The organism is Yinghuangia seranimata, assembly GCF_029953285.1.
Taxonomy (GTDB): domain Bacteria; phylum Actinomycetota; class Actinomycetes; order Streptomycetales; family Streptomycetaceae; genus Yinghuangia; species Yinghuangia seranimata.
In genome coordinates, this window is record NZ_JASAOI010000056.1 from 79,223 (window position 1) to 92,969 (window position 13,747).

The following is a 13,747-nucleotide window of genomic DNA, read 5'->3' on the forward strand; positions in this document are numbered from 1 at the left end:
GCGGAACGTGTCCGTGCGCAACGTGCCCCGCACACGGCGTGTCGCGCTGTGGTCGAGCGACGCCGAAGGAGTGATCGTCCTTGACTGGCGGGCGTCGGCAGGGGAACGTCATGCGTATGAAGGGCGAGCCGAGCTGCCCGCGCTGTGGTGGTCGGGTCCGTGCCCCGGGCCTGTTCTCCGAGACCTGGCACTGTGAGCTGCACGGGTCCGTGTCGCCACTCCAGCCTGTCGTCCCCCCGAGCGTTCCCGCTCTCGACGCCGTCGTCCGGCGTTCCCGAGTCCCGGTGTGGCTGCCGTGGCCGCTGCCGGTCGGCTGGCTCTTCACGGGCGTCGCGCACGCGGGCGACGACGTGTCGGGCGTCCGCGCGGTCGCCGTCGCGTGCACCGGCCCCGGTCCGCTGGGCGGTCCCGGCGAACTGGTCCTGGTCGCCGAGGAACTGGGCATCGGCCTGGGCGCCCGCTACGCCGGCCTCCCGGGTCCCGACCCGGGCTCGAACCTCCTCAGCAACCGCTCGGCTCCCGCGAAGGTGCTGGCCGCCGGCCATCCGACCCCGCTGTGGTGCGTGCCGGAGGCGCCGCCGGACCGCGCCGTGTACGCGGGCGAGGCCATGGGGCTGTGGCTGTGGGCGATCCTGTGGCCGGGCAAGGCCGGCCACCTCGTGTACGACGACGTCGTGCTGACGGACCTGCGGGACGCGGGGGCGGAGATCGAACTCCTGCCGTGCGGAGCGCTTTCGCCGCAACTGCTGCCGTAGCGCGCCGGCGGGCGGCCGTGCCCCCGTCCCGTCGCCGCGGATGCCGGACGGCCTACTGTTGATCGTCCCGCCTTTCGACGACCCCAGCGAGGTCCGCGTGCGCATCGACCTGCACACCCACAGCACCGCGTCCGACGGCACGGAGTCGCCGGCGGCGGTGATGCGCCACGCGCGGGAGGCCGGGCTGGACGTCGTCGCCTTGACCGACCACGACACCACCGGCGGGTGGGACGAGGCGGCCGCCGCGCTGCCCGACGGGCTCACGCTGGTGCGCGGCGCGGAGATCAGCGCGATCGACGGCGACGGGATCAGCCTGCACATGCTGGGCTACCTCTTCGACCCCGACGAGCCGGAGTTCGCGCGGGCGCGCGAGCTGGTGCGCACCGACCGGGTGCGCCGGGCGCGCGCGATGGTGGACCGGTGCGTCGAACTCGGCGCGCCGATCACGTGGGAGCGGGTCGTGGAGATCGCGGGCGACGGCGCGGTCGGGCGTCCGCACGTGGCGACCGCGTTGGTCGAGGCGGGCGTCGTGGCCGACGTGTCCGGCGCGTTCACGCCCGAGTGGCTCAAGGACGGCGGGCGGGCGTTCGTCGACAAGTACGAGATCTCGGCGGCCGACGCCGTGCGCATGATCCGGGCGGCGGGCGGTGTCGCGGTCTTCGCGCACCCCGGCGCGACCAAGCGCGGCCGGACCGTCTCCGACGCGTCGATCGCCGGGCTGGCGGAGGCCGGGCTGAGCGGCCTGGAGGTCGACCACCTGGACCACGACGACGCGATGCGGGCGCACCTGCGCGGTCTGGCGGCCGAGTTCGACCTCGTCACGACCGGTTCCAGCGACTACCACGGCAGCCGGAAGACCGTCGAGATCGGCCGGTTCACCACGGATCCCGAGGCGTTCGAGGCGATCGCGGACCGGGCGCACGGGGTTCCGCTGCTCCGTCCGTGATTCCCGCTCCGGTGATCGGGGTGCGGCGTGCGGCCGACGGGGTACGCGAGTTCGTGAACCCGGTCCGTCGGGCGTCGGACCTGACCGCCGAGCGGGCCCGTAACACCGTTACAGTGCGGAACGTATCCGAAGGCATGGAGGGGAGCAGCGGATGAGTCGGCTGGTACGCGGCGTCGTCGCACGCGGCAAGGGTCAACCGGTGGGCGTCGAGACGATCGTCGTGCCCGACCCGGGCCCGGGCGAGGCCCGCGTGAAGGTGCAGGCCTGCGGGGTCTGCCACACCGACCTGCACTACCGCGAGGGCGGGATCAACGACGAGTTCCCCTTCCTGCTCGGCCACGAGGCCGCGGGCGTCGTCGAGTCGGTCGGCGAGGGCGTGACGGGTCTGGCGCCCGGCGACTACGTGGTGCTGGCGTGGCGCGCGCCGTGCGGCGAGTGCCGTTCGTGTCTGCGCGGCCGGCCCTGGTACTGCTTCGCCTCGCTGAACGCGACGCAGAAGATGACGCTCGAGGACGGCACGCCGCTCAGCCCCGCGCTCGGCATCGGCGCGTTCGCCGAGCTGACGCTCGTCGCGGCCGGCCAGTGCGTCAAGGTCGACCCGGCCGCCCGGCCCGAGGCGGCCGGGCTCATCGGCTGCGGCGTGATGGCCGGCTTCGGCGCGGCCGCCAACACGGGCAACGTGCAGCGCGGCGACTCGGTCGCGGTCATCGGCTGCGGAGGCGTCGGCAACGCCGCGATCGCCGCCGCGCACCTGGCGGGCGCGCGCAAGGTGATCGCCGTCGACGTCGACGACCGCAAGCTGGAGTGGGCGAAGGGCTTCGGCGCGACGGACACCGTCAACGCGCGCGAGACCGACCCCGTCGAGGCGATCAAGGCGCTGACCGAGGGCAACGGCGCCGACCTGGTCGTCGAGGCGGTCGGCCGCCCGGAGACGTACGAGCAGGCGTTCTACGCCCGCGACCTGGCCGGCACCGTCGTCCTGGTCGGCGTCCCGACGCCGGACCTGAAGATCGAGCTGCCGATGATCGAGGTCTTCGGGCGCGGCGGCGCGCTCAAGTCGTCGTGGTACGGCGACTGCCTGCCCACCCGCGACTTCCCGATGCTGATCGACCTGTACCTGCGCGGTCGGCTGCCGCTCGACGGGTTCGTGTCCGAGACCATCAAGCTGGACGAGGTCGAGGCGGCGTTCACGAAGATGCACCACGGCGACGTGCTGCGGTCGGTCGTGGTCCTGTGAGCGTCGAGCACGTCGTCACGTCGGGCGTGTTCTCGCTCGACGGACAGGACTTCGACGTCGACAACAACGTGTGGCTGATCGGCGACGACCGCGAGGTCGTGGTGGTCGACGCCGCGCACGACGCCGCCGCCATCGCCGCGGCCGTCGGCGACCGCGGTCTCGTCGGGATCGTGTGCACGCACGGGCACAACGACCACGTCAACGCGGCCGCGGAGCTCGCCGACCGGTACGGCGCCCCGGTGCACCTGCACCCCGAGGACCGGATGCTGTGGGACGTCGTGCACCCGGACCGCGCCCCCGACCGCTCGCTCGCGGACGGCCAGGCGCTCAAGGTCGCGGGCCTGGAGCTGCGGGTCGTCCACACGCCGGGGCACGCGCCGGGCGCGGTGTGCCTGTACGTGCCGGAGCTGGACGTGCTGTTCTCCGGCGACACGCTGTTCCGCGGCGGCCCCGGGGCGACTGGGCGGTCGTTCTCGTCGTTCCCCGTCATCCTCGACTCGATCCGGGACCGGTTGCTGACGCTGCCGGCCGGCACGCGCGTGCTGACCGGGCACGGCGACGAGACGACGATCGGCGCCGAGGCGGCGGACTACGACGCGTGGGTGGCGCGCGGGCACTGACGCCGCGCGGTCGCGCCGACGAAACGGCGCGGGAACGCACGAAGGGCGCCCCGTCCGAATCCGGACGGGGCGCCCTTCGGCGCTTTAATCAGGGACGGGCGCCGAGCGGAGCCCGTCGCGCGGCCGTCAGACGGCCGCGGCGCCCGCGACGGCGGGCTGGAGGGCCGGCCGGACGGGCCGGATGTAGAGGCTTTCGCCCCGGGCGGCGGCCTCGGCGACCGCCTTGCTGACCGCGGTGAGGTCTACGGTCGTTCCCGGGTGCAGGACCGTCTTGTCGGCGGCCGCATCGGAATCGTGGTGACGGGTGAGGTTGGTGATTCGGTAACGCATAGGCGTCTCCTCTTCTCTCCTCGGGTGTTCGCCTCGGCGTCTCCGCACAGGGCGGAGGTGCACCGGCGGTCGCCACCTGGGCGACCACTGAACACGACATAGCGTACAAATCGTCCGCCGAATGCGCGCGTTGTTTACACACGATCAACGCGGGTCCAGGGCAGTGGACGGCGCGCGGGAGCGTGACGCGGCACGGCGGTATAGCTCCACAACATGGATCACCGCCGAGGCATTCCCGTGACCGGAAAGTTCCCGGATCGCGATCCGCCGCGCCCGGCCCGGCGCGGCGTAGGACAATGCCAGTGCGAAGGCACGAGCCTGGGTCGGGGCGGACCTGCCGCCCCACCCCGAACGGAGGGCCACCAGCTTGCACGACGCGGGTGACGACGAGCGGCGGACCGCCGCGACCGCCGCCGGGGCCGAGCCCGGGGCGGGCGCCCCCGACGCCTCGGCGGAGCGGACCGACAGGCCCGGCGGGACGGCGGTCGCCGAACCGGGACCCGGCGCGGTCCCCCCGGAAGCGCCGGTGCCCGCCGCGGTACCCGTGCGCCTCGTCTCCGCGCCGCCGCACGCCGGCACGCACGCCGTCTTCGTCGACGTCGGCTACGTGTACGCCGCGATCGGCCTGCTGGTCGTCGGCACCGCCGAGCGCCGCGCGTTCCGCATCGACGCCGAACTGCTCATCAGCGCGCTCATCGACGAGGCCCGCGCGGTGTTCCCGGAAGGCCGCCTGCTGCGCGTCTACTGGTACGACGGCGCCCGCAACCGCGTGCCCACGTTCGAACAGAAGCAGGTCGCCGAACTGCCGGACGTGAAGGTCAGGTTGGGCAACCTCAACGCCCACAACCAGCAGAAGGGCGTCGACTCGCTCATCCGCAGCGACCTGGAGTCCCTCGCCCGCAACCGGGCCATCGAGGACGCCGTCGTGGTGAGCGGCGACGAGGACCTGGTGCTCGCCGTGGAGACCGCGCAGTCGTACGGCGTGCGCGTCCACCTGTGGGGCGTGGAGCCCGCCTACGGCACCAACCAGGCCGAGCCGCTGGTGTGGGAGGCCGATGTCACCCGCACGCTCCACCACGACTTCTGCGCGCCGTGCGTGAGCCGCGCGGGCCTGGCGACGCAGGCCGCTCCCGCGGCGGCTCCGACGCCCGCGCCCGTGCTGCCGAACGGCGCCACCCCGCCGACGTTCGACCAGGTCTGGCGGCTCGGCGGCAAGATCGCCGAGCGCTGGCTCGGCGCCCGCGGCCGTGAGGACATGGCCGACCTGATGCCGGGCCCGCGCCTCCCGGAGAACGTCGACAAGGCCCTCCTCGTCGACGCCGAGGGCGAACTCCAGTTCTCCCTGCGCCCCTACGAGGACCTGCGCCGTGCCCTGCGCAACGGCTTCTGGGACCGCCTCGGCCAGGAGTTCGGCACGGCGGCGGGCGGCGACGCCTGAAGGCGGGTCAGGCGAGATCCCAGAAGTCCGCCAGGCCCTTGGCCGTCGCCTCCGGGTCGTCGACGTTGGGGGAGTGGCCCGCGCCGTCGACCAGGACGTGCGGGACGCCCAGGCGGTGCGCCATGGCGGCCAGCCACGGGACCGGCCAGGCGTAGTCGTCGGCACCGGACAGGACCAGCACGCGCAGGCCGGCGCGGATCCGTTCGGCGAGCGCGTCGGTGAGGTCCGGCTCGGTGCGGAGCTGGCGGGCGAACTCGACGAGCGCGGCGGGGGAGTTGGCGAGCCAGCGGGTGCGCATGTACGCGGCGACGTCCGGGTCGGCGGGCGGTTGGACGCCCGCGTCGGCGTCCATCGCGCGCATGGCGTCCCAGACCTGCTCGAGGGTGAACGCGGCGACCGCCTGCTCCAGGTGCTCCAGGCGTTCGACCTCCCGCTCCTGGATCGCCGCCGGGCCCGTGCTCATCAGGGTCAGCGACGCCATCCGGCCCGGCGCCTCCAGGGCCGCCGAACGGCAGACCAGGCCGCCGAAGGAGTGGCCCACCACGTGCGGGGCCGTGTCGGGCGCCACGGCGTCGGCGAGCGCCCACAGGTCGGCGACGAGCTCGGCGCGTGCGTACTCCTCGCCCCCCTCGGGGCCGGGCGTCTCGTACTGGCCGCGCTGGTCGAACGCCACGACGCGGTAGCCGCGCCGGGCGAGCGGCTCGAGCAGCGCGATGAAGTCCTCTTTGCCGCCGGTGAACCCCGGGACCAGCAGCGCCGTCCCGGCGGACGGCACGTCGGCCGGCGGCACGGCTTCGAGGCACGCGAACCCGCCGCGCGGTGTGCGGATCCGGCGCGCGCGGGCGGCCGACGGAAGGGCGAGGAAGGGCGGCGTGCTCACCCGTCCGAGCGTAGGGCAGCGGCGGCGAAGCGGGCGCGCTCCCGACGCGACGGCGCCGGGTGCGCCGGACCCCGCGTCACGCCGGATACGGCCACGGGTTGGGCTTGCACTCCTGCCCGTTCGAGGCGGTCACCGTCTTGGTCTGCTGCATCATCACGGGCGCCAGCCCGTCCGGTCGGCACGAGTACTCGTGGTTGTGCCCGAGCCGGTGCCCGACCTCGTGGCTGATGAGCATCTGCCGGTAGCCGACCATCTCGTCGCCGAACGTCGGGGAGCCCTGTGCCCACCGCCACGCGTTGATGACGACGAACGGCGTCCCCGCGGCGTCGCACGACACGTTCTGGATGGACGTGTCCAGCCCGGCCGCCCCGCACAGTTTGTTCGTCGTGCCGGGGCTGGCGAGGCGGATCACGAAGTCGGCGTTCGACGCGTCGGTCCGTGCGAACGTCTTGCCGTCGTGCGCCCACGACCTGGGGTCGTTGAGCGTCTGCTGCACGGCCGCCGCGAACAAATCCCCGTCCAGCCCCAGGCCCTGCTCGGTCTCGACGCGGTACGTGTAGGTCTTGCCCGAGCCCGGCGCCGCGACCTTGCCGGGCACGATGTCGAACTTGGCGGACAGCGACAGCTTCGCGTCCAGGTCGAAGCGCACCTTCATGCGCTCGGTCGTGGTCAGCGGCGCGGACGGCGTCGGCATCGGCAGCGTCGTCGGGCCGGACCCCGACGACGTCGCCGCGTTCGGCACGCCGACCTGGCCGCGGTCGTTGTCGCGGGACGCCGGCTGGTCGGTGACCCGGGTCGGCTGGTCGTGCGGGTGCGCGGTGTCGGACCCGCCGGCCTGCGCGCTGGCGCCGCTGTCCGGCATCTGCACGACGATGACGCCGGCCAGCGCCGCACCGGTCACCACGACGCCGCCCGCGGCGACCAGCGGCCGGCGGGTCTTGCGGGTCGAACGGCGGGCGGCGGCCCGGCCGGAGCCGCCGAGCGGACGCGGGGCGGGTGCCGCCGACGCGGGCTGGTAGGCGCGGGACGGCCCGTCGTCGGGCAGGTTGTCGTCGAAGTCGTCGACCGGCTCGAGGTACGGGGCCTCGTCCCACGCGGAGGGCTCGGGATCGGGCTCCGGCTCGGGCGTGTACTGCGCCGGGACGTGCGCGTGGCGCTGCGGCTCGGGGACGTACGCCTGGTCGAACAGCGGGTCGAAGCCCTGCGCCGGCATCTGCGGCTGCTCGAACGCGTACGGCTCGAAGTGCGGGGTCTGCGCGAGCGGCGCCGCGGGCTGCTCGCGGTACGGCTCCTGGTACACGTCCGGGTACGGCTGCTGCTCGAAGGCGGGAGGCTCGGCGTAGTAGCCGTACGGCTGCTGCTCAGCGAACGGCGCCGGCTCCACGTAGGGCTGCTGGCCGTACTGCGCGTCCCCGTAGGGCTGCTGGTAGGCCTCGTACTGCTGGCCGTAGTGCTGGTTGTTGTACGGCTGCTGCTCGTACTGCTGGTACTCCTGGTACTCCTGGTACGCAGCCTGCTGCGGCACCGGCGCCGCGTAGTACTCCTGCGCGTAGCCGTGCTCGCCGGCCGGGCCGGGCGCGTCGTAGCCGTACGGCGCGGGCTCGGCTATGGAGGCGTACTGGCCGGACTGCTGCCCGGCGTACTGATCGGCGTACTGGTCGCCGTACTGCTGCGGATACTGCGGATCCTGCTGCCCGTAGTACTGCTGCCCCTGGTAGGGGTGCTGCTCGTACTGGTCGCCGCTCATGCCCCGCTCACCCCGCCGAGGCCGGGGATATGGACGGCTCCGCGACGTCGTCGAGCAGGTCGCGGAACGCGCGGGCGACGACGCGCGGATGCTCCATCATCGCCACGTGGCCCGACTCCGGGACCATCACCAGCCGGGCGTCGGGGAAGGTCGCGGCGGCCCGCCGGGCGCGGCGCGAGTCGACCAGCCTGTCGCGCCGCCCGTAGACCAGCAGCGTCGGCGCCTTCACCTGCGCGGCCTGCTTCCACAGCGACCGCGGCCCGCGTTCGAGGTACGAGGTGACGACGCCGCGCGAGGAGCGGGTGAACGCGTCGACCATGTACGGCAGCCCGAGGCGGCGCTTGTACTCGGCGGCGAACTCGGCGAACTCCCGCTCGCTGAGCAGTTCGGGATGCCCGAAGCACAGGTTCACCGAGAGGCGGGTGCGCTGCTCGGGCGTCAGGTCGCGGGTGAACCGGCCGAGCGCCGTGGCGAAGCCCGGCACCGCCATGAGCGCGGTCGGCAGCGCGGTGGCCTGCGGCTTGAGGTCCGGCAGCGCCGGCGACACGAGGGTGAGCGTGCGCACCAGGTCGGGGCGGCGGGCGGCGACCCGGGTGGCGACGGCGCCGCCCATCGAGTTGCCCATGAGGTGGACGGGCCCGCGGCCCAGCGTGAGGATCAGCCCCTCGACGGCGCGGCAGTGCGCCGAGATCGAGTAGTCGCCGTCATGCGGCGGCGGGGAGAAGCCGAAGCCCGGCAGGTCGATGCAGTCGGCGGCGACGACGTCGCGCAGCTCGTCGGCGAGGTGGTTCCAGTTCAGCGACGAGCCGCCGAGGCCGTGGACGAGCACCGCGGGGGGCAGCTCCGGGTCGTGCGCCGGGTGCCGCCGCACCGTCACCGTCGTCTCGCCGGTGACCGCGACGGTTCGTGCAGGCCAGGCCGCCGCCGTCGCGTCGGATACCGCCTGTGTGGTCGTCACGGTCGCCAATATTACGAGACGGTCACCGGCGCGGAAGGGGCGCGTCGGTTCCGGGCTCTGCGCCGGTGGGCGATTTGGTGCTCGAATGCGCATTTTTGAGCGCAGTTCCAACGAGCTCGATGGCAACGGTTCGATATCAATGATCAACCGCACGCAACGTCCGTCTCGGGGTAGTACCTCAGGGGAGGCCCGTGCGGGGGAGCCGCGCGACGGCACGGCGCGAGTTTTCCGCGCCCCGGCGGGATCATGGAAAAGGCCGGAAGGAGTTGCACATGCCTGACACGACCGGTGTGGACGGCGCGACCGCCCTGACCGCGGACGTTGCGCCCGCGGACCTGGCCGCCGACGTCCCGCACGAGGATCCGGCCGACGTCCCGGCGCCGGACGACCTCGACCTGGAGGCGCCCGAGGCGGACGTCGCCGAGCAGCGTACGACCGTCGTCGAGGAGGACGAGGCGGTCTGGGCGCCGGTACCCGACGGGGTGGACCCGGCGGACGGCACCGACCAGCGCAGGGTGGTCAGGCCGGACGAGGACGAGTACCGCTGAGCCGTGTGACCTGGCGTTCCGCCCCCGTGGTGGCGTGAATCAGCCCTCCCGGACTGACACAACGTCAGATTTATCCGGGTTGTGGCCTTGCATGCCGCCCACGCTTTCCAGAACCCTGTTCGTTGCGCCACGAAACTTACGACGAGGGGTTACCGAAAAGTAGGATGACGTGGCGGAACGACCTGCGGATCCCCCGGGGGCTCAAAACCGCGGGGACCCCGGGCCACCTGTTCGATCACGTTTGAGGAGCGCCGTGACAGCCATCCAGGATGCGGAACGCCCGCGCGGCACCCGGCTGCCCCGACTGGCCCGCCGCAACCAGCTCCTCGGTGCGGCGCAGGAGGTCTTCGTCGCCCAGGGCTACCACGCCGCCGCGATGGACGACATCGCCGAGCGCGCCGGTGTCAGCAAGCCCGTGCTGTACCAGCACTTCCCGGGCAAGCTGGAGCTCTACCTCGCGCTCCTCGACCAGCACTGCGAGGCGCTCGTCGCCGCGGTGCGCGCGGCGCTGGAGTCGACGCACGACAACAAGCTGCGCGTGGCCGCGACGGTGGACGCCTACTTCGCGTTCGTCGACGACCACGGCGGCGCGTTCCGCCTGGTCTTCGAGTCCGACTTGACCAACGAGGCCGCGGTGCGCGACCGCGTCGAGCGGGTCGCCGAGACGTGCGCCGAGGCGGTCAGCAAGGTCATCGCCGAGGACACCGGCCTCGGCCAGGACGAGGCGATGCTGCTCGCCATCGGCCTGACCGGCATGGCGCAGGTGACCGCCCGCTACTGGATCTCCAAGGGCGTCCCGATCCCGCGCGACACCGCGTCCCGCCTCATCTCCACCCTCGGCTGGCGCGGCATCAGCCGCTTCCCCCGCCGCGACGAGGCCCCGGCGAGCTGACCCCCTCGGGGGGCGTGCACGCGGTGGTTCCGGTCGGAGGTCGAGGCATTCCCCGGGGCCGTTCGCGCTCGGCGTACCTGTCGTGGGGCTTGGCACCCATCCGGCTCGATTAGCCTCTGTAGCTGTACGGGCGCGCGCAGTCTCATGGGCCGCTCCCATTCGACTTGAACCGGAGGGACAGCCGTGGAGGTCAAGATCGGCGTGCAGCACGCCGGACGGGAACTCGTCCTGGAGAGCGCTGACAGCGTTGAGGACATCGAGCGCGCGGTTGCGGACGCGCTGGCCGGCACCTCTGGTGTGCTCTCGCTGCAGGACGAGAAGGGCCGCCGGATCATCGTCCCCGCCGACCGTCTCGCCTACATCGAGATCGGCGAGCCGAGCGCCCGCCGCGTCGGCTTCGGCGCCGTCTGACAGCCGCCTGGCAGCGGGCGTCCGTCCCGCAGCGGTCATAAGCGAAGGGGGCGTGCCCACCACCCGGTGGGCACGCCCCCTTCGTGCGTGCGGCTCAGGCCGCCAGACCCAGGGCGGCCATGCGTTCGGTGTGGGCCTCGGTGATGCGCAGGAACATGCGGCCGATCTCGGCGAGGTCGAAGCCCGGCACGGCCAGGCCGCCGACGAGCATCGCCGACAGGGCGTCGCGCTCGGCGGCGACGCGCTGCGCCTGGCTGAGCGCCTCGCCCATCAGGCGGCGGCCCCACAGCGCGAGCCGTCCCGCGACGCGCGGGTCGCGCTCGATCGCGGCGCGCACCGTCTCGACGACGAAGTCGGCGTGCCCCGTGTCGGCGAGCACCTCCTCGACCAGCGTCCGGCTGCCCGGGTCGAGGTGCTGCGCGACCTCGCGGTAGAAGTCCGCCGCGATGCCGTCGCCGACGTACGCCTTGACCAGGCCCTCCAGCCAGTCGGCCGGCGCCGTGTGGCGGTGGAACTCGTCGAGCGGCGTGACGAACGGCGCCATCGCCTCCGCGGGGTCCACGCCCAGTGACGAGATGTGCGCGCGCAGTCGCTCGAAGTGGTGGAACTCCGCGACCGCCATGGCCGCCAGGGCCGCCTTGTCGTCGACCGACGGGGCCATCTTGGCGTCCTCGGCGAGCCGCTCGAACGCGGTGATCTCGCCGTACGCCAGCACCCCCAGCAGCTCGATGACGGCGGCGCGGGCGGCTCCGGCGTCCGGTTGCGTGGCTTCAGTCATGAGACCCGAGCGTAACCAGCATCACCCCACGTGGAGTACACCGGCAGGTACAGTGGTACGGAACGCGGATGCCCGGTCGGAGGACGATCGGCTCCGACCGCCCCGCTCGGGTCGCTGCCCGAGGCCGAGGTCCCGTGTCGTGCCCCAGGTGCAAAACCGGACAACAAGGTCCACCGACGAATGCCTGGTTGCGGCAACGCGGTCCTGACCCGCCTCGGAGAGACGGCGGCCCAACCACACAGAAGAGGCTGGACCCCTGACCACATTCAGAGAACTCGGCGTACTTTCCGAAACCGCCGAGGCTCTTGAGAGCCTCGGCATCACCGAAGCCTTCCCCGTGCAGGAGATGACGCTTCCGGTCGCCCTCTCGGGCAGCGACGTCATCGGCCAGGCCAAGACCGGCACGGGCAAGACCCTCGGTTTCGGTATTCCGCTGCTGCAGCGCGTCGTCACGCAGGCCGACGTCGACGCCGGCCGCGCCACCACGCTGCCGGGCAAGAGCCCGCAGGCGCTCGTCGTCGTCCCCACCCGCGAGCTGTGCGTCCAGGTCACCAACGACCTGCTCGGCGCCGGCAAGGTGCGCTCCGTGCGCGTGCTGTCCGTCTACGGCGGCCGCGCCTACGAGCCGCAGGTCGAGGCGCTCCGCAAGGGCGTCGAGGTCGTCGTCGGCACCCCCGGCCGCCTGCTCGACCTGGCCGGCCAGGGCCACCTGGACCTGTCGCAGGTCCGCATGCTCGTCCTCGACGAGGCCGACGAGATGCTCGACCTGGGCTTCCTGCCCGACGTCGAGAAGATCGTCGACCGGCTGCCGGCCCGCCGCCAGACCATGCTGTTCTCGGCGACCATGCCGGGCCAGATCATCACCCTCGCCCGCCGCTACATGTCCCGGCCGACGCACATCCGCGCGTCCGCGCCGGACGACCAGGGCACCACCGTCGCGTCGGTCAGCCAGCACATCTACCGCGCGCACGCCCTCGACAAGCAGGAGATGCTGGCGCGCATCCTGCAGGCCAAGGGCCGCGGGCTGGTCATGGTCTTCTGCCGCACCAAGCGCACCTGCGCCGACCTCGCCGAGGGCCTGACCGACCGCGGCTTCGCGGCCGCGGCCGTGCACGGCGACCTCGGCCAGGGCGCCCGCGAGCAGGCGCTGCGGGCGTTCCGCAACGGCAAGGTCGACGTCCTGGTCGCGACCGACGTCGCCGCGCGCGGCATCGACGTCGACGGCGTCACGCACGTCGTCAACTACCAGTGCCCCGAGGACGAGAAGACCTACCTGCACCGCATCGGCCGCACCGGCCGCGCGGGCGCGTCCGGTGTCGCGGTCACGCTGGTGGACTGGGAGGACATGCCGCGCTGGGGCCTCATCAACAAGGCCCTCGAGCTGCCGTTCCCCGAGCCGCCGGAGACGTACTCGACGTCCGCGCACTTCTACACCGACCTGGAGATCCCCGAGTCGGCCACCGGTGTGCTGCCGCGTGCCGACCGCACCCGTGCGGGCCTGGGCGCCGAAGAGGTCGAGGACCTGGGTGAGACCGGCGGCAAGGGCGGCCGCGGCCGCGCCCGGTCCGGGTCCGGCTCCTCCCGCAGCGGCCGCTCCGGCGGCCGTTCGTCCGCCCCGGCGACCGCCGAGGCCGCGGAGGCCCCGGCCGAGCCGAGCCGTCGGCGCGCGCCCGGCAGCCGTCGCCGCCGCCGCCTGAGCGACGGTGTCGCGGTGGACGGCGCGACCGCGGTCGAGACCGTGGTCTTGGACGCGCCGGCCGCCGTCGCGACCGCGGCCGAGCCGGCCGTCGCGACCGACGCCGCCGAGGCGGCGCCCAAGCGCACCCGCAAGCGCCTCCCGAAGGCCCAGCCGACCGCCGCGACGGCGCTGACCTTCGAGGCCCCGGCCATCCCGGCCGCCGCCGTCGCCCCCGAGGCCGCGGACGCGGCCGACGCGGACAAGGCCCCGCGCCGCCGCCGGCGCCGCCGCCGTCCCGAGGGCGCGGTGGACGCGGCCGAGTAAGTCCGCGAGGCGTTTCTTTCGCGCGACCCACGTGGGCGCGTATCAGGACCCGAGGGTCCCGGTACGCGCCCACGGGCGTTGCGGCGGTGGTGATCAGGGCGGCGCTGAGACCGGTGTCTCACGCAGCGGACCCCGGGGCCGGGAATCCCACCCGGCATGGCAGTGTTGGTCAGGATTAATGTCGCAGAACCAGTTCTGACCATCG

At 73.3% G+C, this 13,747-nt stretch carries 14 protein-coding genes; 9 read left to right on the forward strand and 5 right to left on the reverse strand.

All coding sequences use genetic code 11. The annotated features are described in order from the left end of the window. Positions 1 to 116 precede the first annotated feature (116 nt). The 4 genes from QI554_RS33225 to QI554_RS33240 all read left to right on the forward strand — a co-directional run bounded on the left by QI554_RS33225 (position 117) and on the right by QI554_RS33240 (position 3,558). Positions 117 to 755 (forward strand): DUF6758 family protein, encoded by a 639-nt coding sequence (locus QI554_RS33225; protein ID WP_281475501.1) that lies wholly within the window; start codon positions 117 to 119, stop codon positions 753 to 755. Positions 756 to 852: 97 nt separating this feature from the next. Beyond that, positions 853 to 1,701 (forward strand): PHP domain-containing protein, encoded by an 849-nt coding sequence (locus QI554_RS33230; RefSeq protein ID WP_281475503.1) that lies wholly within the window; start codon positions 853 to 855, stop codon positions 1,699 to 1,701. Between the two features lie 151 nt (positions 1,702 to 1,852). After that, a complete protein-coding gene (locus QI554_RS33235; RefSeq protein ID WP_281475437.1) occupies positions 1,853 to 2,938 on the forward strand; it encodes an S-(hydroxymethyl)mycothiol dehydrogenase in 1,086 nt (361 codons plus the stop codon). Further along, positions 2,935 to 3,558 carry an MBL fold metallo-hydrolase gene (locus tag QI554_RS33240; protein WP_281475439.1) on the forward strand — a complete coding sequence of 208 codons (624 nt, stop codon included), beginning with the start codon at positions 2,935 to 2,937 and terminating at the stop codon, positions 3,556 to 3,558. The genes QI554_RS33235 and QI554_RS33240 overlap by 4 nt, the downstream gene beginning before the upstream one ends. A 126-nt stretch (positions 3,559 to 3,684) precedes the next feature. On the opposite strand, the gene QI554_RS33245 is transcribed toward QI554_RS33240, so the two are convergent. Then, complete coding sequence (locus QI554_RS33245) at positions 3,685 to 3,888, reverse strand: hypothetical protein (protein ID WP_281475441.1); 204 nt, start codon at positions 3,886 to 3,888, stop codon at positions 3,685 to 3,687. A gap of 367 nt (positions 3,889 to 4,255) precedes the next feature. On the opposite strand from QI554_RS33245, the gene QI554_RS33250 reads away from it, so the two are divergent. Next, the gene (locus QI554_RS33250) at positions 4,256 to 5,326 is read left to right on the forward strand and encodes an NYN domain-containing protein (RefSeq protein WP_425528094.1); all 1,071 of its coding nucleotides are present in this window, start codon (positions 4,256 to 4,258) and stop codon (positions 5,324 to 5,326) included. A 7-nt stretch (positions 5,327 to 5,333) separates the two neighbouring features. Here the strand turns inward: QI554_RS33250 and QI554_RS33255 are convergent, their stop codons facing one another. The 3 genes from QI554_RS33255 to QI554_RS33265 all read right to left on the reverse strand — a co-directional run bounded on the left by QI554_RS33255 (position 5,334) and on the right by QI554_RS33265 (position 8,911). Further along, complete coding sequence (locus tag QI554_RS33255; protein ID WP_281475443.1) at positions 5,334 to 6,206, reverse strand: alpha/beta fold hydrolase; 873 nt, start codon at positions 6,204 to 6,206, stop codon at positions 5,334 to 5,336. 76 nt (positions 6,207 to 6,282) lie between these two features. After that, positions 6,283 to 7,953: a DUF3152 domain-containing protein gene (locus QI554_RS43445; RefSeq protein WP_343230837.1), complete on the reverse strand. Its 1,671-nt coding sequence runs from the start codon at positions 7,951 to 7,953 to the stop codon at positions 6,283 to 6,285. A 7-nt stretch (positions 7,954 to 7,960) separates the two neighbouring features. Then, positions 7,961 to 8,911, reverse strand: coding sequence for an alpha/beta fold hydrolase (locus QI554_RS33265; protein WP_281475445.1), 951 nt, complete (start codon positions 8,909 to 8,911; stop codon positions 7,961 to 7,963). A 272-nt stretch (positions 8,912 to 9,183) separates the two neighbouring features. Here QI554_RS33265 and QI554_RS33270 point away from each other — a divergent pair, with 272 nt between their 5' ends. The 3 genes from QI554_RS33270 (at position 9,184) to QI554_RS33280 (ending at position 10,762) form a co-directional block, all read left to right on the forward strand. After that, on the forward strand, positions 9,184 to 9,459 hold the full coding sequence (locus QI554_RS33270) for a hypothetical protein (RefSeq protein ID WP_281475447.1): 276 nt from the start codon (positions 9,184 to 9,186) through the stop codon (positions 9,457 to 9,459). Positions 9,460 to 9,712: 253 nt separating this feature from the next. After that, complete coding sequence (locus QI554_RS33275; protein ID WP_281475448.1) at positions 9,713 to 10,351, forward strand: TetR/AcrR family transcriptional regulator; 639 nt, start codon at positions 9,713 to 9,715, stop codon at positions 10,349 to 10,351. A gap of 183 nt (positions 10,352 to 10,534) precedes the next feature. Beyond that, positions 10,535 to 10,762 carry a DUF3107 domain-containing protein gene (locus tag QI554_RS33280; RefSeq protein ID WP_281475450.1) on the forward strand — a complete coding sequence of 76 codons (228 nt, stop codon included), beginning with the start codon at positions 10,535 to 10,537 and terminating at the stop codon, positions 10,760 to 10,762. Between the two features lie 94 nt (positions 10,763 to 10,856). Here the strand turns inward: QI554_RS33280 and QI554_RS33285 are convergent, their stop codons facing one another. After that, positions 10,857 to 11,540 carry a ferritin-like fold-containing protein gene (locus tag QI554_RS33285; RefSeq protein ID WP_281475453.1) on the reverse strand — a complete coding sequence of 228 codons (684 nt, stop codon included), beginning with the start codon at positions 11,538 to 11,540 and terminating at the stop codon, positions 10,857 to 10,859. A 346-nt stretch (positions 11,541 to 11,886) separates the two neighbouring features. Between QI554_RS33285 and QI554_RS33290 the strand changes: the two genes are divergently transcribed. Continuing rightward, positions 11,887 to 13,542 (forward strand): DEAD/DEAH box helicase, encoded by a 1,656-nt coding sequence (locus QI554_RS33290; protein ID WP_425528095.1) that lies wholly within the window; start codon positions 11,887 to 11,889, stop codon positions 13,540 to 13,542. Positions 13,543 to 13,747: the final 205 nt, after the last annotated feature.